Raw genomic sequence first — 20752 nt, forward strand, 5'->3', positions numbered from 1 at the left:
GCGGCCGCCGTTTCGTCACAGGACGATTCAATTCCGAGGACCACCCGCATCGATATCTTTCCCTTAACCGGAATGCCGATTAGGGCAAGCCGCGATGACTGACGCTCCGGATCGCCCTATCCGCCTCGGCACCCGCCGATCGCCGCTCGCCATGGCCCAGGCCGAAGAAGCCCGCGAATGCCTGTGCCGCGTTCACGGCTGGCCGCTGGAGGCCGTGGAGATCGTTCCCGTCACCGCCAGTGGCGACAAGATTCAGGACCGCCCGCTCGCGGAAATCGGCGGCAAGGCGCTGTGGACCAAGGAACTGGACCAATGGCTGATGGCCGGCGAGATCGATTTCGCGGTCCATTCGGCCAAGGATGTCGAGACCTGGCGGCCGCTGGAACTGACCATCGCCGCCGTGCTCGAGCGCGAGGACGTGCGCGACGTGCTGGTCGGCGTGGCCAGCCTCTCCGCTCTGGCCCCCGGCGCCCGCATCGGCACCAGCGCCCCGCGCCGCGCCGCGCAGGTGCTGCATCTGCGGCCCGACTGCGAGGTCGTTTCGTTTCGCGGCAATGTCGCCACACGGCTGGGCAAGCTCGCCGCCGGAGAAGCTGACGCAACCCTGCTGGCGCTCGCCGGACTCAACCGGCTGGGGCAAGGCCATGTTGGCACGCCGCTCTCGCTGGAGGGCTGGCTGCCTGCGCCCGGACAAGGCGCCATTGCCATTGAATGCCGCGCCGATGACGCCGCCACCGCTGCGCTGCTCTCCGCGATCGATCACGCCGCCAGCCACGCCGCGCTGATGGCCGAGCGCGACCTGCTCGCGGCACTCGGCGGCAATTGCCATTCGGCGATCGGCGTTCACACCCGCGCGGACGGCGCTGACCTGCTGCAGCGCGCGGCGATCTACACGCTCGACGGCGCGGAAAAGGTCGAGCGCGACGCCCGCTTTGCCGCAGGGGACCGCCATGGGCCAAAGCGCCTTGCTGCGGACCTGCTGGCCGGGGCGAGTCCGGCGCTGTCGGCCTGTTTCGATCCGCCATGATGCCAGTGCTCGTCCTGCGCCCGGAACCGGGTTGCAGCGCCACCGTTGCGGCTGCGCAGGCCTTGGGCCTTGATGCGCGCGCCGCGCCGCTCTTCGCCGTGGAACCACGCGATTGGACGCTTCCTGATGTCGGGAGTTTCGATGCCCTCCTCGTCGGCAGCGCGAATGCCTTCCGGCATGGCGGCGCACAGCGCGATGCCTTGCGCGGGTTGCCGGTTCTTGCCGTTGGTGAGGCAACCGCTGAAGCGGCACGGACAGGCGGATTCACCGTCGCCAAGTGCGGCAGCGGCGGTCTGCAAGGGGTACTGGACGAGGTCCCAGCGGGGACCCAGCTTTTGCGACTGGCGGGTGAGGAGCGGATCGAACTCACCGCACCGGCAGGTGTGAGCATGGCAGAAGTGGTCGTCTATGCCAGTGTTCCGCGAGAGCTCGATCCCGCGATGCTGCCAGCGTTGCGAGCTGGCGCGCTGGTCCTGCTGCACTCGGCCGAGGCGGCGCGGCACTTCGCCAGCGAATGCGCGCGGCTCGGCATCGACCGGGCTGCCGTGTCGCTCGCGACCATCGGCCCGCGCGTGACGACGGCAGCGGGCGATGGCTGGCGCGATGTGCAAACCGCCGATCAACCGAGCGATGCCGCCCTGCTGGCCCTCGCCCGCCGAATGTGCCAAAGCTGACCGCGATGAACGACGAATTCCTCAATCGCACCACACAGCCAATGCCTCCGCGCCGTAGCGGCGGTGGACGCCTTGCCCTCGCGTCGGCGCTGCTCGCCTTTGTGCTTGGCGCTGGCGGTGTCGGCTATCTCGCATGGGCGGGTATGCTGCCATGGAAAGCGCAATCTCCCGATCCCACGCTGGTCCGCCCGCTGGCGCAGCCCGTCCCCGCGCCCTCGGCATCCCCCGGAACTGTGCCCGTGCAGGTTCCCGTGGCCGAAGCCGCGATGGCCGTGCGGATTGTCGCGCTCGAACAGCGGCTGGCGCAGATCGACCTGCGCGCGCAGGCCGCATCGGGCAATGCTGCGCGCGCTGAGGGACTGCTCGTGGCACTCGCTGCACGCCGTGCGCTCGATAAGGGCGTGCCGCTCGGCTACCTTGAAGACCAGCTGCGCCTGCGCTTTGGCACCCGCCACATGAGCGAGGTGAATGTCGTCGCCCAGGCCGCGAAAAACCCGGTCACGCTCGACAAGCTGCTGGCCGATCTGGAGACGCTGGCCCCCAAACTGTCCGGCGCTCCGGCGCGCGGAGATTTCTGGGCGGCGGCCCGTTCGGAGCTCGGCAGCCTGTTCGTCGTCCGGCATGACGACGCGCCCAGCCCAGCCCCGCAGAACCGCATAGAACGCGCCCGGCTGATGCTGATTTCGGGCAAGGTCAAGGAAGCCGTGGCCGAAATTCAGGCCCTGCCCGGCGCAGCCGCGGCGCGCGACTGGACGGACGCGGCCAGCCGCTTCGCCACCTCGCGCGCCGCGCTTGACCTGCTGGAAAGCGCGGCCCTGCTCGAAGCCGAAACGCCGAGCGATGCAGTCGGCAAGGCGGCGATGCAGCCCAGCCCGGTCAATAGCCTCCCGGCGAACTGAACCGGCGCCGGGTCAGCGCAGCTTCACCCGCACCCCGGCCCAGACCGTGCGCGGCGCACCAAGATCGATCGAACCTGCCTGATTGCGGGTGATGATCTCCGTGCCAGTCAGGTTTTCACCGCGCAGGACGAGCGAGAATCCCTTCGCCAGCGGCAGTTCCACCGTCGCCCCCAGCGTCGTCGCAGCGGCAAGCGAATCGACCTGCAGGTCATCCTCGAACTGCGCGCCGGTGTGGCGCAGCAGCAGCGAGAGCGTCCAGCCGTCTGCCGGTTGCCAGATCGCCGAACTGCTGGCGGAAACCTTGGCGGTTTGCGCCGGGCGCTTGCCATTGAGGGTGGCTGAAATGCCGCTGGCCTGCACTTCCGCATCGGTCAGAGCCAGCGCGCCGCGCAGCGACAAGGTGCCCAGCTGCGCCCGCGCCGAAGCCTCGATCCCGCGCGCGTGGACGGCATCGACATTGCGCCGCTCACGCAGGTTTGTGCCGATGGTGACATTGGCGATCGCGCCCTCAACCTTGTTGTCAAAGGCCGTCAGGCCGAGCGAAACGCCCTCGGCCGGTTGCCATGTCATGCCCGCCTCGAAACCCTTGAGCCGCTCATTCGCCAACGCGGCATTGGCGCGGGTCGTCACCGGGAAGACGGTGAAGGGCCGATAGAGTTCGTTAAGCGTCGGCAGGCGCAGGCCGGTGTAAGCCGCCGCGAAAAGCGTGGCATCGTCGCCCAGTTTCAGCGCGGCGCGGGTGCGCCAGCTTGCCTGCCAGCCGGAGCGGTCGGCAAAGCGGTTGTCGGTGGTGACGATGCCCGCCGCGCTGGTTTCGCGGAAGAATCCGCCAGACTGACTCCAGCGATCAGCACGCAGGCCGCCCGAAAGTGTCAGTGGCCCTTGCGTCCATTCGTCATGCAGGCTGATCCCGAGAGCGCTTTGCGCCCCGCCCGCGAGCCGCCGCGCCGTGACCAGCCCGGTCACCGCGCTATAGGCCGCCTCCTGCGTCTCGCCCACGCCGCGCCGCCATGACAGGCCCAGCTTAAGATCATGCCCGCCGCCCACCGGAGGCCGCAGTTCAAGCTTCGCCCCGGTGCCGGTCGCCGGCGTACCATACTGGTCGAGCGTCTTGCGGAAACTGGTCGAGGAAATGACCACGTTGGAGAAATTGCGCGCCTGCACCCAGGCCAGCGCGTCGACCTTCCAGCGGCCCGAGGCCAGCAACCGCACCGAGGCATCCTGCCCGCTCGACGACGAATCCGCCCCGGCAAAGCGCAAGGTGCGGTGATCGTCATAGACCAGCCCGCGCAGTTGCAGTTCCACATCGGGCGCGAGCGGCGCGGCGGCGCGCAGCGAGGCGGACCAGCTTTCATAGGCCGCGCGCACCGATGCCGGCACGCGCTGGCTGGCCGGCGTGGTCCAGAAGCCCGGCCCCCGATCCCAGCGGCCGCCGAGCGAAACGCCCCCGCCGCTGAGCTTTGCGGAGACGGTGCCGGCAACCTCGCTGTCGCCGCGATCATCGACCAGTGCGGCACCGGCAAGGCGCGGAGCCTCGCGCGGGTCCTCGCTCACCAGTTCGATGGTTCCCGCCACCGCCCCTTCGCTGAAAGCCCCCGCGCCGCCGCCGTTCCACACGGTGACGCGGCCGAGCCGGTCGGGGGTCAGAGCGCTCAGCGGGACCGAGCCGAAGAAGGGGTCGGCCATCGGCACGCCGTCGAGCAACACTGTGGTGCGGCTCGAGGCATTGCCGCCCAGCGCGCGCAAGGTGATGCCCTGCGCCGTGGGATTGGACGAGCGGCTGTCAGACCGGCGGAATTGCTGGAGCCCGGGGACGGTGACCAGCAGGTCTTCCAGCCGGCCGGAAGGGGTGAGCGCGGCCTGTCCTTCGGTGCGGACGGCCTGCGGGCGTTCCAGCGATCCGGTGACGATGATGGGAGGCTCTTCCGCGAAGGCTGGTGTAGGGGTCAACAAGGCAAGGAAGAGGGAACGGCGCATAACGGCCCTTACACATACCGCTTGGCGGTATGCCACCCCCAAGCTCATCTCGTCATGCTGAACTTGTTTCAGCATCCATCGGGCCTCCCACGCAATTCGTCGACTTGACTCACAACGGCGCAGTTGTGCTTCCCCGCTTGGCTCCGACCTCGAGGAGAAATGGATCCTGAAACGAGTTCAGGATGACGAATACACGGGTATCACGGGACGCTACCCCAGCTTCTTCGGTGCGCCCGTGCCCATGAACTTGGCGAGGTTCCAGTGCAGGCTGGGGATCGCACGTTCGCGGTAGGGGTTGGGCTTGGTGCCCTTGAACCCGCCGCTTTTCATGCCCTGCTGAACGGCGGCCATGTTGTTGAAATCCTGTTGGAGCACGGCGGGCCAATCATCCGGCTCGATATATTCCCAATCGGTTTCCGGCGCATCGCCTTCGGCAAAGAGTTCGAACACGGCGGCTTCGAAATAGCACTTGTTCGGATCGTTGCCATAGGGCCGCGCCATGTAGCAGAGCATGTTGTTGACCGCGTGGCCGATCTGGAAGTTGGGGAAGATCTGCCATGCCGTGCCTGCCTTCGCGGTGTGACTGCTGGGCACTTCGGGCCAGACGACGCCGCGCTTCGCATCGATTTCCTTCGACCGCGTGATCCAATAGCCCAGCACTTCGGCCGGTGGCGTGCCTTCGGGCAGTTCATCGACGAGGGCATTGGCGACATCGACCATGGTCTGCGTGGTGTTGGTATTCGCCGCTTTCCAGGTGTAGTTCTGCATCTGCGCGGTGGAAATGCGGGCGTCATCGCCAGTACCGACGCGCAGCTTGCCGGCGTTCTCTTCCATGTCCTTGGGCGCATCGTAGCCGATGTTGGAATGCTTGCCGTGGTTGTGACCCCAACCCGGGAAGGACCCGAATTCCATGAATTCAGGGTGAGTCACCGGCACGTGGTAAGTCTCGTTGAAGGCTTCCAGCGCGACCTTCCAGTTGCAATCGAACACCACGAACTGCCGCCAGCGATAGCGCATGTTTTGGAGTTGATAGGGATCGAGCATGGTGTTGGCTGGCGAGAGGTAGTCCGCCAGCGGCTCGGCATCCGGATCCATGTTGATCCACACCCAGCCGCCCCAGCTATCGCATTTGACCGAACCGAGGCGGATATCGTCATCGTTCAGCTTGCCCTGCCAGTGCTCGCGCTCGGGCACGTGGACGCAGGTGCCCTTGCCGTCGAAAGTCCAGCCGTGGAACCCACAGACGAAGTTCTTACGATTGCCGCGCGCGTTGCGCCGGCCCTTGGGCGTATCGACCAGGCGACGGCCGCGATGGGTGCAGACGTTCCAGTGGGCGGAAATCTCGTCCGCCGAATTGCGCACGACGAGGATCGAATCGTCGAGGATGTCAAAGGTGATGAAATCACCGACATTGGGCATGTCTTCCAGCCGCCCGGCCTGCAGCCAGGTCTTGCGCCACAGCTTGTCACGTTCCTGGCGGACATAGTCTTCGGAAATGTAGGCCTCGACACCGATGGTGACGGGCTGTTCGAGTTCGTCCGCCGTCTCGACGATTCCACTGATATCCGCCACGCCGGGCCTCCTTAGATTTCAGATCGCGGGTTAACACCATTGGCGAAAGCGGCAAATCGCCGGAGCGGGGAATCGCGGCCAAGAGTGGACTTGGCGGCATGATGCGCCAAGATCGCCGCAAAATCCTGACGGGAGATGCCCATGAGCAACGAATCGAGCGCCGAAATCGCCGTAGCGCGCAAGGACTGGAAGACCGAGCACATGGAGATGTACATCTCCTCGGGCGGCACCCAGGGCCATATCATGGACATCACCCCGGTGGGCGGCCCCGTGCTGGGCACCCACTGCATGATCCGCTTCAAGGGCCGCAAGTCCGGCCGCACGCTGATCACCCCGCTGTGCTACACCATGGTCGGCGGCGAAGTGCTGATCTGCGGATCGAAGGGCGGCGCGGATAGCCATCCCAACTGGTACCTCAACCTGATTTCCGATCCGCGCATCGATTTCCAGATCGGCACGCAGGCCTGGGAAGGCAAATGGCGCGAGCCGGAGGGCGAGGAGCGCGAGTTTGCGTGGAAAGTGCTGATCAGCAACTTCCCGTTCTATGCCGATTACCAGACGTCGACCGACCGGGTCCTGCCGCTCATTCTGATGAGCGCGGTTGAGCCGATCGACGTCTTTACCGCGCCCGAACAGGACTGACACGTGGCGAAACTGACCTTCGGCTACCTCTACGATTTCCGCAATCCGCAGCAGTGGCACCGCGATTGGCACGAACTTTACGAGGAAACCGTCGCGCTCGCCGCCTGGACCGAACAGGCCGGGTTTGACGCGGCGTGGGTGCCCGAACACCATCTGGCGAGCGACAGCTATGTCACCTCGCCGATGATCCTGCTCGCCGCAATTGCCGCGCGCACCTCGCGCATCCGGCTCGGCAGCGCGATCTCGCTGGCGCCGCTATACCATCCGCTGCGCTTTGCCGAGGACTGCGTGGCGCTCGATGCACTGTCCGGTGGCCGGCTGGAGATGGCACTGGCGATCGGTTACCGGCGGCGCGAATACGAAGCGTTCGGCATCGATTTCACCAAGCGCGGCGCGATTTTCGATGAGTTTCTCGAAGTCGCCACCCAGCTCTGGGCGGGCGAGACGGTGGACTTCGCCGGCAAGCACTTCACGCTGAACGGCGCGACGCTGATGCCGCCCGCCCCGCGCGGCCGCATCCCGCTGCACATCGGCGGCTTTGCGCCCAAGGCGCTGGAGCGCGTGGCAAAATATGCCGACGGCTATTTCGGCGACGTTGGCGCGGTGGCGCCCTATGTCGAGAAACTGAAAGAGGCGGGCAAGGACCCGGACAGCGCCCGCGCGCTCGCCACCTGCCTGTTCATGGTCGTGGCCGAGGACAAGACGGCGGCGATGGACGAGCTTGCGCCCTATTATCACCACGTCAACAACACCTATGCCGCGTTCATGGCCGAGGACAAGGCGATCGGCATGGACGATGCCGCGCTGGCGGCGATGGATCTGGATACCTTCAAGGAGAGCGGCATCCTTGAGATCATGACGCCCGACGAAGCGATCGCGCGTTTCGCGGCGATGCAGGCCAAGGCCCCCGCGCTCGAACACCTGATGTTCATGCGTCCGCCGGGTCTGCCGGCGGCGCGGTTCAAGGTTTACGCGCAGGTGATCGCGGACAAGGTGATGCCGGCGTTTGTGTAAGACGTTCGCGCCTTTGCGCTCCCACACCCCTTTCGTCATCCCCGCAAAGGCGGGGATCCATCTGCCGTCGGATAGATCCCCGCCTTCGCGGAGATGACGGAACTGAACCTAAAGTCGCCTGATTAAGCCCGCAGCAACCTCGGCAAATCGCCAGACATCCCGCGCGCTTCTTCCATGAAGAACTTCTTGAGCGGCGAAATGCGCTGCACCGCGCCCATGCCCAGCCGGCGGATGGCCGAGGGCAGGCGCCCGGGCACGCCGAACAGCCGCGTCAGCGAGTCGGTCGCCGCCATGACCATCGTGGCATCGACCGAGCGCCAGCGTTCGTAACGAGCCAGCACCTGCGCATCGCCGGGTTCCAGCCCCAGCCGCATACCATCGCCGATGACTTCGACCAGCGCGCCGACATCGCGCAGGCCAAGGTTGAGGCCCTGTCCGGCAATCGGGTGCATCCCGTGCGCGGCATCGCCGATCAGTGCGAGCCGCTTGTCGACCAGATGGCGCGAATGGTGGAAGTTGAGCGGCCACGACATGCGCGGTGCGGCCAATTCGACCGTGCCGAGGATTTCCCCAACCCGCTCCTGCACTTCGGCAAGGAAAGCCCGGTCCGAAAGCCCGGTCCAGGCGGCGGCGTCCTTTTCCGCGACGGTCCAGACCAGCGCCGAGCGGTGACGGCCGTTCTGATCGAGCAGCGGCAGCAAGGCGAACGGCCCGGCGGGGTAGAAAATCTCCCACGCCACGCCTTCGTGGCTGCGCTCGTGATAAAGCGCGGTCACCATGGCGCGGTGTTTGTAATCCCACTTGGCGAGGCTGAAGCCGGCCTCGTCGCGGGTAGGCGACTGGCGGCCTTCGGCTGCGACCAGCAGGTTGCCGGAAAGCACCTGTCCGTCTTTCAGCGTCACGCTGACACCGTGCTCACCGCGGCTGCGGTCCACCACCTCAGCCGCCGTTTGCCAGTGAAGCAGCGGTTCCTGCTTGGCCGCTTCATAGAGCGCCATGCGGATGTCGCGGTTGGCGAACATGCGGCCCAGCGTGCCTTCATCGGCATTGGGGCGGAAATCGATGCGGCCGGGCTTCATCACGTCGGTCACGGCGATGCCCTGGATCGGGCAACCGAGCGGTTCGAGCCGGTCGGCCAGCCCGATATTGTCGAACAGGTTCCAGCTCGCGGTTGAAATGGCCGAGGCGCGGCCATCGATGCCCTCTGCCGTCAGTTCCGCCTCGGTCGCGCGGTCGACAACATGACTGGAAATGCCTTCCTTCGCGGCGGCGAGTGCCAGCGTCATGCCGACAAGCCCGCCACCCAGGATGACGAGATCGCGCGGGTCGTTCACTGACATGTGTTGCCCTCCGCTCCGTCGAGATCGAGGCAGCGCCCATCGAAGCTGCCATCGGGCACCTTCAGCTTGAGCAGCGCGGCGAGCGTCGGCGCAATATCCACCGTTTCAACCGGCGCGGGCTGTTCGAAACCGTTCATCCCCTTGCGCCAGAACATCAGCGGCACGCGGCGGTCATAGTCCCATGCGCTACCGTGCGTCGAGGTATAGCCCTTGCCCGGGCCGGAGATCGGCGAAACCGCGCGGTCAAGCAGGACGACGACGTCACCTGACCGCTCAGGATCGAAGCTGGCGCGGGCACGATCCCGCAAGGTCCAGTCCTGCGGGCTGCCGCTCGGCGTTGGGGTGGCGGAAAGCTCGCCAGCGGCGAAGGCTGCGGCGACTTGCGGATGCGAACGCAGCTTGGCCACCAGCGCATCGAGCGCCAAGCCCTTTTGCGCCGGGGTCAGCGCGCGGCTGAGATACATGTCACCAAAGGGTCCGTCGCCGTAAACCAGCGGATCGATCCCGATGATGCCAAGCTGTGCGCTGATCGCCTTGCCCAGCGCGCCAGGAGACAGCGCCGGATCGACCCGCACCGCGCGCGGCAGGGCCTGCTGGTCAAGCCGTTCGACCGTATCAACCCCGCCATGATCGGCGCTGAGCACCACGGCATAGTCGATCTTCGCCTTGTCGAGCTTGGCGAAGAAAGCGCCCATGCTCCGGTCGAGCTGGTCGAGCTGAATGCACATTTCGACACCTTCGTTGCCCACGGCGTGACCGACATAGTCGGTCGCCGAAAGGCTCACAGACAGAAGGTCTGGCGCATCGCCCTTGCCCAGCTTGAGCTGGTCCAGCAGCCGTCCGGCAAGATCGAAGGTTGCCGCATCGAGCCGAGGGCTGCGGGCGAAAGCAGTGATGTCCTTGGCCGGCGCAGGAAAGCGCCCTTGCCCGATCGAATCCTTGCCCACGGCCACCGCGCGATCACGCGGGCCGCACCATGCGGGTGCGGCAAAGGCCTTGCCGCCATGCGCGATCATCTTGGCGATCACGCCGTTTTCCGCCACGGCAGCAGGCGAGAGCACCGCGCCCTTGAACGAGGAGAAGCCGGTGCCTTTCCACCAGTAGCCCTCATCGATGGCATGGCCGCCCATCATCATGACAGCGCGGTCCTTGCCCGAAACGGCCACATTGCGGCTGCCTGGCCACTGGCGCTTCATCCATTCGCCGAGCGTCGGCACCTTGAGGAAGCGCGGCGAAACCACGGGCTTGTCAGCGCTCGATTCGGGATCGGTGACGTCTTCCGAGCAATAGACCCGCTTGTCCGCGCGGGTCAGCGACAGGTCGAACCAGTTGTTGGCGATTATGCCGTTGCGTGCCGGACGGACGCCAGTGAGCAGGGTCGAATGGCCCGGGCACGTTTCGGTGGCGGCGTGACCTTGAAAGGCCGAGGGAAACACCGCGCCGTTCTGCAACCGGGCGAGGCCGCCGGTGAAGTGGCGGCGGTACTGGGCGAAAAGGTCGGCGCTGAACTGGTCGACCGAAAGCGCCACGATCAGGCGGGGCGGCGGCGGGGGCGCGGCGGGCTTGTCCTGCGCAGATGCGGCGACGGCGATCAGGGCGGCAAGCGAAGCGATGGCGGTGGTAAAGGCGCGGGGGCGCATGGGTGTTCCTTGAACTGCGACGACAAACACGGCAGGAGCCTTGCATGGAACGCCCGCGCGGCCCGCGCAAGGGCTGTTGGACGAAAGACAAGTGCTGCCGATGCCCCATTACCGCCGATTGATGACGCTGCTGTGGCAAGCGATGCTGCTGCTCTGCGCGGTCGCCGTCCAGCCGGCGCTCGCCAAGGACACCAACATCCGTGCAGAGCTGGTGGCCGAGAAGGCGGTACAGGAAGGCGATACGGTGATGCTCGCTTTCGTCATGAAGCCCACCAAGGGCTGGCACGGATACTGGCAGAACCCCGGCGATGCGGGGCAAGGCATGCGGCTGAAATGGGATCTGCCCTACGGCTGGACAGCCGGAAAGCCGCAATACCCCACCCCCGAAACACTGCTGATTTCCGGCCTGATGAACCACGTTTACGAGCATGACTATGCCGTGCTGGTGCCGGTGACGATCAACCCCAGCCATGAACCTGGCGGCATTGCACCTGTCCGCGTCCACGCCGAATGGCTCGCCTGCACTGACCAGATCTGCGTGCCCGAAGAGGCCGATCTCAAGGTCAATGTCATGGTGACAATGGACGAGCGCGAGTTGGTGGCGCGCGATACCCGCTTCGACGCATGGCGCGCCTCCCTTCCCGCACCTCTGGGCGCGCAAGCGAAGTTCGAGCTGGCGGGAGACACGATCCGGCTGGGCGTGCCGATGCCGGCCAGCGTAGCGCTGGACAAACCGCACCTGTTCGCCGCCGAGGATCACGTGGTCGACTATGCTGCCCCGCAGGCCTTTGCCCGCAGTGGCGACTGGCTGCTTGTGACGCTGAAGCGCCCGAAGTTCGCGCGGATTGATCCCGCGCAGATCCTCGCTGTGCTGCGGCTCAATGGCAAGGGCGACGGGGTGGAGCTATCCGCCATCCCCGGCGCCGTCCCTACCGGGGGCACGCCGCTGAAGGGCGATGCCGCCGCCGATCTGTCGTTGCCCGCGCTGCTGCTCGCGGCACTGGCCGGCGGCCTGCTGCTCAACATCATGCCCTGCGTCTTCCCGATCCTCAGCCTGAAAGCGCTGAGCCTTGCCCGCGCGGGCGAGAGCGAGGCCGAGGCGCGGCGCGAGGGGCTGGCCTATACGGCCGGCGTCGTGCTGGCGACTTCGGCGCTCGGCGCGCTGCTGCTCGTTCTGCGCGCGGCGGGTCAGGAAGTGGGCTGGGCCTTCCAGTTGCAGGAGCCGGGCGTGGTCGTCGTGCTGTTGCTGCTGGCCGTGACGATCACCGCCAACCTTGCCGGACTGTTCGAATTTGCCATCCCCGGCTTCGCCCGCGCCGGTAGCCCGCAAGGAGCCTTCGCCACCGGAATGCTCGCGGCATTCGTAGCTACCCCGTGCACCGGCCCGTTCATGGCCGCCGCAATGGGCGCGGCGCTGCTGCTGCCGGTGGCCGAGGGCATGGCGCTGTTCGTCGCGCTGGGCTTGGGGCTGGCGCTGCCATTCCTCGCGGTCGCCTATGTCCCCGCCCTGCGCCGCCTGCTGCCAAGGCCGGGCCAATGGATGGTCTGGTTCAAGAAGCTGATGGCCGTACCGATGGCCCTCACTGCGCTGGCCTTGCTGTGGCTGTGCTGGCGGCTGGGGGGCGACTGGTTTGCTGGGCTGACGGCTTTCCTCGCGTTCGCCCTCGTCATTGCACTCGCTGCGACCGGCAAGCGGCAACGCGCGGGCAAGTCGGCCGGTTGGGTACTGGCCGCAATCATCGTGCTGATTGCGCTCGTTGGCGCGGAAAAGTTGCCCAAACTCGTCGCTCCGCCGGCGGCAGGAATTGAATCGATCCTCGATGCCAAGCCCTTCTCCGAAGACGCCCTCGCCAAGGCGCGCGCTTCGGGCAAGCCGGTGTTCCTCTACTTCACCGCCGACTGGTGCCTGACCTGCAAGGTCAACGAAAAGGCCGCCATCGAGCGCGAGGAGACCAAGGCGGCATTCGACAAGGCCGGCGTGCAGGTGCTGGTCGGCGACTGGACCCGCCGCGACCCGGCTATCACGCGGTTCCTGACGGCGCAGGGGGCAGCCGGTGTGCCGCTCTACCTGTGGTACGCGCCGGGCAAGGACGCCGAGCAATTGCCGCAGGTGCTGAGTGCGGGATTGCTGGCGGGGAAGGCTGGGGGTTAGAGAAAAGAGGGATTAGCCAAATCGTGACTGGCACATCCTCTTTTCGCCGTTCTCGCCCCTCACCCAAGCAAGGTCATATATGTCGATTTCTGCCTGCAAGGTTTCGCCTGGCCCTATGGCCTTTTTGCCCGCGTAGATGCCGGCCTTACAGATTCCCTCATTCAGCAGCGATATCAACGCTCGACGAAATATATCCGCTCCTGCGTTCTCCCGAAGCCGAACCGCAACATACTTTCGATTTGGGTAGCCGGCGACCGCTTCCGGGTTTGTCTGCAGCAATTTGCTGGACACCGAACTTTCAAGCTTGCCATCAATCTGCCACTTGCCTGAACGTTCATAGAACAGGGGCAATGCTTCTGGCGTGTCCGTCAGCAAACCAACGCCTGTGGTGTGAAGCTGATAATCCAATGCTTCTTCTGGCTCGTGGCGTGAAAACCACCAGATGTTACTCAAAGCCAAAGTTATCGCAGAGGCAGCGAGCGCTTTCCGAAGTGTCGGGGAAAATGGCTTCATGCAGATCCTTCTGCCTGCGCCTTTGCAGCAATACAATCCGTCATCCTGAACTCGTTTCAGGATCCATTTCGCCTTGGGCACGGATGGCAAAAAGGTGCGCAAATGCGCCGTTATGCCCCACTCATTGCGCCGGGCGGGAGGCCTGATGGATCCTGAAACGAGTTCAGGATGACGACGGGATGGGTTGGGAGAACCTCACAAAATCTCCCCCATCCCCTCCATGCCTTCACGCAATTTCGCCAGCGCCTGCGCCTTCAACTGGTGCACGCGGGGAATCGAAACCTCCAGCACCGCCGCGATTTCCGCGAGGTTGAGTTCTTCGACAAAGTACAGTTGCACCACCAGCTTCAGCCGCTCGGGCAGGTCGCCGATGGCACCGGCGAGGGCATCGCGCAGTTCCTCGTCGGCCAGCAGCTCATGCGCGTTGGGCGAGTCATCCGCAAAGGCCATGTTGCTGTCCGAATAGGTCTCGTCGATGGCTTCAAAGCGCAGCGGTTCGCTGCCCGCGCGCATGTCGGCAAGTTCCGCCTCGGCCATGCCCATCGCGGCGGCGAGTTCCGCGCTAGTGGGATCGCGGCCCAGTTGACCGCGCAGTTCTGTCTCCTTTTCGCGCAGGTTGCGCCGCCGCTCTGTCGCCCCGCGCGACAGCGGCACGTTGCGGCGGATCAGGTCGACCATCGCCCCGCGCACCCGCAGCTTGGCATAGGCGGCAAAGCCGTCCTCGCCCGGTCCGGCATGTTTCTGCGCGCATTCGGTGAGCGCGACGAGACCGGCCTGCATCAGGTCCTCAAGCTCGATCCCCGGACGGCCCGAGCCTTGAACATGCCAGGCGAGCCGCCGGACCATCGGCAGGAACCGGCGCACCCGGTCGGCAGTATCGCCGCGATAGGCATTGCGCGCGGCGGCGAAAGGCGTGTGATCAAGCTTCATGCGGCAATCTCCTGAGGCGGAGTGGATTGGGGTGCAGGCAGCGCGGCGGGTTCGGGCGCGGCCTGTTCGCCGCCGATCACGGCAAGGACCTCGATCGGTTGGGCGGCGGGCAGTTCGGCAATCGACAGCACCGTGCAGGCCGGTGCGCGCAGGCGCAGGAGCTGGCCAAGGGCACGGCGGGCGCGCGGCTGGACGATCAGCGCGGGCGGCACGGAACCGGGTGGCTGGTCGGCAATCAGCTGCGAGACTCGCTCGCCTATCGCGCGGGCAAGGTCGGGCTCGATCACCGGCTGGCCGGTCGTCGGATCGTGAAGCCCCTGGACGATCGCCTGTTCAAGGCTGGCATCGAGGGTCAGCACCGGCAGACGCTCGCTGGGTGAACAGATGCGCCCGACGATCAGACCGCCCAGATCGGCGCGGACGATGTCGACCAGCCGTTCGTGTTCGACCGTCACCTGCACGGCCTGCGAAAGACTGGCGAGGATCGGCAGCGGGTGGCCGATGGGGACGCCTTCTTCCAGAAGCGTGCGCAACAGGCGGGTCAGCGCGGCAAGGCTGAGCGGCGCGGGCGTGACGGTTTCGACAAGGCCGGCGGCGTGTTCCTTCACCCCGTCGATGATCGTGCGAACTTCGTCGGGCCCGAGCAGCGACTGCGGGCGTTCGCCGAGCAACTGGTTGAGGTGCGTGGCGATGACCGTGCCGGGATCGACCGTCAGGAAACCCTCGGCCACGGCCTGATCGCGTTGGCCGGGATCGATCCACAGCGCCGGGCAGCCAAACGAGGGATCGAGCGTCGGGACGCCGCCCAGCGCGTGGCCCTGGCGGGCATCGCCGGCGTCGATGGCCAGCACCTTGTCGGCCAGCACCGTCGCCCCGCCAAGCGGCACGCCGCCCAGCATCACGCGGTAATCATTGGGCGGCATGTCGAGCGCATCGCGCACCCGAAACTGCGGGACGACGAAGCCGAAACTCTGGCTCAGCTGCTTGCGCACTCCCGTGATCCGCGCGACCAGCGGCGACCCACGCTTGTCATCGACCAGATGGACGAGCCCGTAACCAAGCTCGATGGTGACCAGCGTATGGTCGGAAACGTCCTCAAGCATGATCCGGCCCGGATCGGGCGCGGGCGGCGCGGCCACCGGAACTGGACGCGCTTCGTGCTTCTTGAGCTTACGGTAGAGCGCAAAGGCGCCGCCGGCGGCGGGCAGGAAAATGCTCTGCGGCATGGCCGGGATGCAACCCATCGCGGCCAGCACGACGGCGACCGGCAGCCAGGTGTTCGGGGCGGAGAATTGTCCGCCGATCTGCCCGGCAAGGCCTCGGCTATCGGATACGCGGGTGACGATCGATGCGGCCGCAATCGATAGCAGCAGCGAGGGCACCTGCGCCACCAGCGCGTCGCCGACGGCCAGCGTGATGTATTTCTGCGCGGCTTCCCCGGCGGACAGGCCGTGGCTGATCATGCCAAGGCAGAAGCCGGCAATGATGTTGACGCCCAGGATCAGCAACGCGGCAACGGCATCGCCTTTGACGAACTTGGACGAGCCGTCCATCGCGCCGTAGAAGTCGGCCTCGGTGCCCACTTCCTTGCGCCGCGCCTTGGCTTCGTCGGCGGTGAGCAGCCCGGCGGCAAGATCGGCGTCGATCGCCATCTGCTTGCCCGGCAAGGCATCGAGGGTGAAGCGCGCCGAGACTTCCGAAACGCGGCCCGCGCCCTTGGTGACGACGACCATGTTGATAATCATCAGGATCATGAAGACGAACAGGCCGACGGCGAAATTGCCGCCGATGAGGAACTCGCCAAAGGCCTCGATCAACTTGCCGGCAGCGCCCTCGCCTTCGTGGCCGTTGACCAGCACGACGCGGGTGGAGGCGACGTTGAGCGCGAGGCGGAACAGCGTGGCGAACAGCAGAACCGAAGGGAAAGCCGAGAAATCGAGGGGCTTTTCCGCGTTCAGCGCCGCCATCAGCACGGCGACTGACAGCGCGATGTTGAGCACGAAGCAGATGTCGAGCAGCGTGGTCGGCACCGGCACGATCATCAGCAGGATCAGGCTGAGGATCGCGGCAGGCAGGGCCAATGCAGCTGGGTTGCCGAGCTTTTTCAGCATGGTTCTAAAGCCCCATTGCGACAAGCCGCGCATAGGCGGTGCGGACGTGGCCCGGGGCCGATGCGCCTGCCGATGTGTTCAGCGCAAAAGCATCTCGCAGGGTCTCCGCCATGGAAGGCCGGGCGGCGGCAGGCAGCGGCGCGGCGGCGGCCTGGGCGTGGAATTCGCGGGCGATGGGGCCAAAGCTCGCCGGCAATGCGGCAGGCGCATCGAGAGGCGCGGCGCTGGCGGCGGCCCATTCGGAGCCGAACGGATTGACATAATCGAACGGAGCAGCGTCTTCGCCCGCCATCGCGCTTTCCACCTTGCCGCGGATCACGCCCATGACTTCGCTAAGCGATCGCGGAGCGCCGCCCGGCGCGTAGAAGATCGCGCGGTTGGCAGCGGCGGCAGAAGGCATCAGCGCGGCGGCGTTCTGGCCGGGATCGGTGGCAAGGGCATTGAGAAATTTGCTCGCCCCGGCAGAGCCGAGGAAATGGGCAAGGTACAGCTCGCTAGCATCGGGCGCATGGCCCAGCGCAGAAGTCAGCGCAGCGCGGTTGTCGTTGGCGAGCTCGCCCGCCATCAGCGCCGAAACTTGCGGATCAAGCCGCAGCGCCATGGCCTGCGCGCGCATGGCCGGATCGGACGCAGCCGACGCAGCCCATGGAAGCCCATGCTTCTCGCCGTGGCGGGACAGCGTGCTCAGCCATGTGGAATTGGTGAACTGGTAAAGCCCGGTCGCCGAGGACGTCGCGGCCTTGGCCTGAGGCTTGAGATTGGATTCGATGCGCGCCTGGGCGAGGAGGAAATCGAAGTCGACTCCGGTCGCTCCGGCGGCGCGGGCAATCGCGGCGCGCACTTGCGCCTCGCCGCCCACGGCTGCGGGCGGTGCATTGGCGATGGATCCGGTCTGGCTCAAACTTCTGCCCCCTAGCAGCGGTACTTCCGCTCAGGAGTTCAGCAAGAGCTGTGCCAATTCGGTTCAGCGAGCGCCCGCATAGGCATAGGCCGGGCTTGCGCGGTACAGTGCGGCGCTGCCGGTCAGGGCGTCGAGACGGGCGGAAACATTGGCCGCGATCAGGTTGCGAACCTGCCGGTTTACCTCGTTCAGGCGGCGCGCAGCCTCAAGCAGTCCGCGGCATTCCTCGTCCACCTGCGCCGGCTCGGCGTGGGCCAGAACGTCGCACAGCGCGTTCTTGTCCTGGCCTGCGCCGACGATGCCGTCGAGGTCCAGTCCGGCAAGCGCCTGCCGCTCGTCTTCCAGAACGGCAACCATCTGCCGCAGGCGCTCGCGCAGATCCAGGCTCATGTGTGCGCTCATTTGGGGCTCCTCAGCAGCATACCGGCAGCGATGATGGCGTCCGCAACCTTGGTCGGATTGAGCGGATATTTCCCGCTTTCCACGGCCTTTCGTATTTCGACGACGCGTTCATTGTCGACCGGAACCGGACCGGCATCGCGCGCTTCGCTGGCGACGACCACGGCAGCGTCCTGACTTGCAGGCGCGCTGGGGGAGCGCTGACCGGCGCTTCGCTGGAGCAGGCGCGCATCGAGCGAGGCAACCGCTCGGGTGCCGCTGACGGGGGGTGTGGATTCAATTGGCATGGTGCCACTCCGTGTTTGTCCGAGGGGCAGAACGGCGGGCCGGCAAGAGATTTAAGCCGGGCGGAAAATTCTTGCCGCATGATCACGGCAAGCCATTGCCGATATCGACGTTGACGAGGCCGGGCCGGACCACGCGCGCGCGCATCGATCCGGCATTGCCCTGCCCATTGCCTTGGCCATTGCCCTGAGCAGAGCGCACGCGGATCCACGCCCCGACCGCTCCGGGTTCAAGCGCTTCCCCAGCCTGCGCCACCGAAAAGCCTTCGCCCGAGACGGCGATGATCACGTTCTCGCCGCGCAGAACGGCCGGGGCGGCTTGATCGGGAGTATTGCCGGCGGCAAGCGGCACGAAGATACGCCACGATCCCGGATCGGGGCAACGCACCAGCACGGTATCGCGGCGCGATCCGTACCACGACAGCGCGGCGGGCGCGGCGCAGCGGGCGAGGTGCAAACGGCGATCGACCGGTTGGGCCGCTCCGCCGGGGGCACCAATGGGCGCGCCGGTGAAGCTCTCCACCGCGCGGTCGATCTGGGCGAGGTCGGTGACCGACTGGGCCAAGGCCGGAGATGATACGGCTAACGCAAGAACTGCGGTGACGGCTTTCATGGCTTTGGACTTTCATTGGATCGGGTGCTGGCAGGGGCTGCCTCTCCGGCATCCCAGGTGATTGCGGCGGCAATTTCATCGGCATCACCGGGCTCAACGACCAGCCGCACCGGGCCCGCCATGCCCCCGGTTTCGCGCAGCAAGGCGGCGGCTCGGGCCGAGGCGGGGGCGGCGTCGGTGCCGGCATAATGGGCCACGATGGTCAGACGCTGGCGCGGATCGCGGGACTGTAAGGCGAGCCATTCGGCCAGCGCGGGCGCTCCGGGCGCGGGTCGCCACAGGCCGACGGGGTTGGCCAGTTCGGGCGCGGAAACGATCGGGCGCGGCGGCGCTGCCTTTGCAGCTTGCGGCGCTTTCGCCAGCGCGGCGGCGGAGACCATGAACAGGATCAGCGCCATGTCGGTAAAGGCATATTGCCAGCCCGATCCCGCGCGCATGTTGTAACCTGCGGCCATGATCAGGCAGCCGCCCGCTTGCGCCGTTCGGCCGGGCCGAGCGCCGGGGCGGCTTCGGACAGCTGCGATGCCAACCAGTCCACGATATCCTGCCGGGCCGTTTCCTCAGCTTCGGCAGCACGCTCGATCACACGGGCGATCGGCGCGAAAATCAGGTTGGCGGCGAGCAGGCCATAAAGCGTGGTCAGCACGGCCATGCCGATGGCCCCGGAAAAGTCACCGTTAGCCAGCCCCTGCGGCAAACGGTTGAGCGAGATCAGCGTGCCGACCATGCCGAACACCGGCGCCAGCTCTGCCGCCTGGGCGAACAGGCGGACCGCCGTATTGCTCATTGCGGAGCGGCGCGCCTTGTGCCGTTCATGCGCGGCGACCAGCGCGGCGATCGAGCGCTGGTGGAACAGAACGTCAGTCACCTCGTCGAATTCGCTGTCGCCTGTCGAGTGATGCTCGGCGCGCAGCAAGCCGTCGCGGCGGATGTCCTGCACTTGCCGCGCCAGTTCAGCCCGCGCCTCACCCGCAGCAAAGGGCTTGCCAAACAGCTGCGCGATCTCGCGCGCGGTGATCGCGCACTCGCTCACTCCGCAGCGCAGCACCGTGGCGGCAACGGTTCCGCCCAGGACGATAAGCGCGCTGGGAGCGTCGATCAGGGTGACGAGTGTCATGGCGGTGGTCATGGAGCCAAGAACGGTCACCGCGCCGGGGTTTCAGCGTGCGGCCAAACATTGCCGGCCCACGGCAAATGCTTGCCGGGTCGGTCCGACGAAAGGCGCGGAATCCCGCCGTTGCGGCAATTGGCACGGCACTTGCTGCATCTCTCGCGCACAGTCGCGAAAGGCACGATGCATCATGAGCGAAGGACTATTCGGCATTCACGGGGTGGCCCTGCAGCTGCAGTCGCAGCGCATGGGCCTGCTCACGTCGAACATCGCCAATGCCGCAACGCCGGGATACAAGGCGCGCGATATCGATTTCTCCGCCGCGCTCAAGGCGCGCACCAATGGCGCAAGCGACGAGCAGGCCGTGGCCAGCGCCACCCGCTATCGCGTGCCGACGATGCCGACGCTTGACGGCAACACCGTGGAAATGGCGACCGAACAACTTGCCTTTTCGGAGAACGCGGTCGGCTATTCGGCGACGCTGCAATTCATCTCTGGCCGGGTCAACACGGTCACCCGCGCGCTGAAGGGCGAATAACGATGCCCGTGCCCACACACCTCAGCTTGTTCGACGTCGCCGGGCGCAGCATGTCTGCCCAGCTTGTACGGATGAACGCGGCAGCATCGAATCTGGCCAATGCCGGCTCTGTCGCCGGCAGCGCCGAGGGTGCCTATCGCCCGCTGCGCCCGGTCTTCGCCACGCAGCTCGACAAGGCCAGCGGCCTCGCCACGGTGAACGTGTCCGCTGTCACTCGCTCGCAGGCCGCGCCGGTGCGGGAATACAACCCGGACCATCCGCTGGCCGATGCCGATGGCAATGTCTGGACCGCTCCGGTCGATGAGAATGCCGAGATGGTCGAGATGCTCGAAGCATCGCGCCAGTACCAGAACCTGGTCGAGGCCATGTCCACGGCCAAGCAACTGATGCTCGAAACCATGAGGATGAAGTGACC

Annotated in this window: 21 protein-coding genes; 8 read left to right on the forward strand and 13 right to left on the reverse strand. The window is 66.3% G+C overall.

Annotated elements, in window-relative coordinates:
- Positions 1–94: 94 nt before the first annotated feature.
- The 3 genes from hemC to RMO89_RS20270 are packed head-to-tail and all read left to right on the forward strand — an operon-like array spanning position 95 to position 2600.
- Entirely contained in the window at positions 95–1027 is a 933-nt protein-coding gene (gene hemC / locus RMO89_RS20260) for a hydroxymethylbilane synthase (RefSeq protein ID WP_310535452.1), read from the forward strand.
- On the forward strand, positions 1027–1701 hold the full coding sequence (locus tag RMO89_RS20265; protein ID WP_310535453.1) for a uroporphyrinogen-III synthase: 675 nt from the start codon (positions 1027–1029) through the stop codon (positions 1699–1701). The genes hemC and RMO89_RS20265 overlap by 1 nt, the downstream gene beginning before the upstream one ends.
- Positions 1702–1706: 5 nt before the next feature.
- Positions 1707–2600 carry a hypothetical protein gene (locus tag RMO89_RS20270; RefSeq protein WP_310535454.1) on the forward strand — a complete coding sequence of 298 codons (894 nt, stop codon included), beginning with the start codon at positions 1707–1709 and terminating at the stop codon, positions 2598–2600.
- 12 nt (positions 2601–2612) lie between these two features.
- Here the strand turns inward: RMO89_RS20270 and RMO89_RS20275 are convergent, their stop codons facing one another.
- A complete protein-coding gene (locus RMO89_RS20275; RefSeq protein ID WP_310535456.1) occupies positions 2613–4577 on the reverse strand; it encodes a TonB-dependent receptor domain-containing protein in 1965 nt (654 codons plus the stop codon).
- Between the two features lie 210 nt (positions 4578–4787).
- Positions 4788–6149, reverse strand: a complete 1362-nt coding sequence (locus RMO89_RS20280; protein WP_310535457.1) for an aromatic ring-hydroxylating dioxygenase subunit alpha — start codon at positions 6147–6149, stop codon at positions 4788–4790.
- Positions 6150–6290: 141 nt separating this feature from the next.
- Between RMO89_RS20280 and RMO89_RS20285 the strand changes: the two genes are divergently transcribed.
- The gene (locus tag RMO89_RS20285) at positions 6291–6791 is read left to right on the forward strand and encodes a nitroreductase/quinone reductase family protein (protein ID WP_310535459.1); all 501 of its coding nucleotides are present in this window, start codon (positions 6291–6293) and stop codon (positions 6789–6791) included.
- A 3-nt stretch (positions 6792–6794) separates the two neighbouring features.
- Positions 6795–7805, forward strand: coding sequence for an LLM class flavin-dependent oxidoreductase (locus tag RMO89_RS20290; protein ID WP_310535461.1), 1011 nt, complete (start codon positions 6795–6797; stop codon positions 7803–7805).
- A gap of 122 nt (positions 7806–7927) precedes the next feature.
- Here RMO89_RS20290 and RMO89_RS20295 read toward each other — a convergent pair whose 3' ends face one another.
- A complete protein-coding gene (locus RMO89_RS20295; protein ID WP_310535462.1) occupies positions 7928–9145 on the reverse strand; it encodes a UbiH/UbiF/VisC/COQ6 family ubiquinone biosynthesis hydroxylase in 1218 nt (405 codons plus the stop codon).
- Positions 9136–10785 (reverse strand): alkaline phosphatase family protein, encoded by a 1650-nt coding sequence (locus RMO89_RS20300; protein WP_310535463.1) that lies wholly within the window; start codon positions 10783–10785, stop codon positions 9136–9138. Before RMO89_RS20300 ends, RMO89_RS20295 begins: the two co-directional genes overlap by 10 nt.
- A gap of 76 nt (positions 10786–10861) precedes the next feature.
- Here RMO89_RS20300 and RMO89_RS20305 point away from each other — a divergent pair, with 76 nt between their 5' ends.
- The gene (locus tag RMO89_RS20305; RefSeq protein WP_310535464.1) at positions 10862–12937 is read left to right on the forward strand and encodes a protein-disulfide reductase DsbD domain-containing protein; all 2076 of its coding nucleotides are present in this window, start codon (positions 10862–10864) and stop codon (positions 12935–12937) included.
- A 12-nt stretch (positions 12938–12949) separates the two neighbouring features.
- On the opposite strand, the gene RMO89_RS20310 is transcribed toward RMO89_RS20305, so the two are convergent.
- The 9 genes from RMO89_RS20310 to RMO89_RS20350 form a co-directional block, all read right to left on the reverse strand.
- Positions 12950–13450 carry a hypothetical protein gene (locus RMO89_RS20310; protein ID WP_310535466.1) on the reverse strand — a complete coding sequence of 167 codons (501 nt, stop codon included), beginning with the start codon at positions 13448–13450 and terminating at the stop codon, positions 12950–12952.
- 195 nt (positions 13451–13645) lie between these two features.
- On the reverse strand, positions 13646–14380 hold the full coding sequence (locus tag RMO89_RS20315; protein ID WP_310535467.1) for a sigma-70 family RNA polymerase sigma factor: 735 nt from the start codon (positions 14378–14380) through the stop codon (positions 13646–13648).
- A complete protein-coding gene (locus tag RMO89_RS20320; RefSeq protein WP_310535469.1) occupies positions 14377–16491 on the reverse strand; it encodes a flagellar biosynthesis protein FlhA in 2115 nt (704 codons plus the stop codon). The genes RMO89_RS20315 and RMO89_RS20320 overlap by 4 nt, the downstream gene beginning before the upstream one ends.
- A gap of 4 nt (positions 16492–16495) precedes the next feature.
- Positions 16496–17392 carry a transglycosylase SLT domain-containing protein gene (locus RMO89_RS20325; RefSeq protein ID WP_310535471.1) on the reverse strand — a complete coding sequence of 299 codons (897 nt, stop codon included), beginning with the start codon at positions 17390–17392 and terminating at the stop codon, positions 16496–16498.
- A 63-nt stretch (positions 17393–17455) separates the two neighbouring features.
- Complete coding sequence (locus RMO89_RS20330) at positions 17456–17782, reverse strand: flagellar protein FlgN (protein WP_310535472.1); 327 nt, start codon at positions 17780–17782, stop codon at positions 17456–17458.
- 8 nt (positions 17783–17790) lie between these two features.
- The gene (locus tag RMO89_RS20335; protein ID WP_310535474.1) at positions 17791–18078 is read right to left on the reverse strand and encodes a flagellar biosynthesis anti-sigma factor FlgM; all 288 of its coding nucleotides are present in this window, start codon (positions 18076–18078) and stop codon (positions 17791–17793) included.
- Between the two features lie 82 nt (positions 18079–18160).
- Complete coding sequence (locus RMO89_RS20340; RefSeq protein WP_310535475.1) at positions 18161–18688, reverse strand: flagella basal body P-ring formation protein FlgA; 528 nt, start codon at positions 18686–18688, stop codon at positions 18161–18163.
- Positions 18685–19143, reverse strand: a complete 459-nt coding sequence (locus RMO89_RS20345; protein ID WP_310535478.1) for a hypothetical protein — start codon at positions 19141–19143, stop codon at positions 18685–18687. Before RMO89_RS20345 ends, RMO89_RS20340 begins: the two co-directional genes overlap by 4 nt.
- A 2-nt stretch (positions 19144–19145) precedes the next feature.
- Positions 19146–19805: a MotA/TolQ/ExbB proton channel family protein gene (locus RMO89_RS20350; RefSeq protein WP_310535479.1), complete on the reverse strand. Its 660-nt coding sequence runs from the start codon at positions 19803–19805 to the stop codon at positions 19146–19148.
- A 184-nt stretch (positions 19806–19989) separates the two neighbouring features.
- On the opposite strand from RMO89_RS20350, the gene flgB reads away from it, so the two are divergent.
- Together flgB and flgC are read left to right on the forward strand one after the other, a co-directional pair.
- Entirely contained in the window at positions 19990–20337 is a 348-nt protein-coding gene (gene flgB / locus RMO89_RS20355; RefSeq protein WP_310535481.1) for a flagellar basal body rod protein FlgB, read from the forward strand.
- A gap of 2 nt (positions 20338–20339) precedes the next feature.
- On the forward strand, positions 20340–20750 hold the full coding sequence (gene flgC, locus RMO89_RS20360; protein ID WP_310535482.1) for a flagellar basal body rod protein FlgC: 411 nt from the start codon (positions 20340–20342) through the stop codon (positions 20748–20750).
- The last annotated feature ends 2 nt before the right edge of the window (positions 20751–20752 follow it).

It is taken from the genome of Novosphingobium sp. (assembly GCF_031424035.1).
GTDB lineage: Bacteria > Pseudomonadota > Alphaproteobacteria > Sphingomonadales > Sphingomonadaceae > Novosphingobium.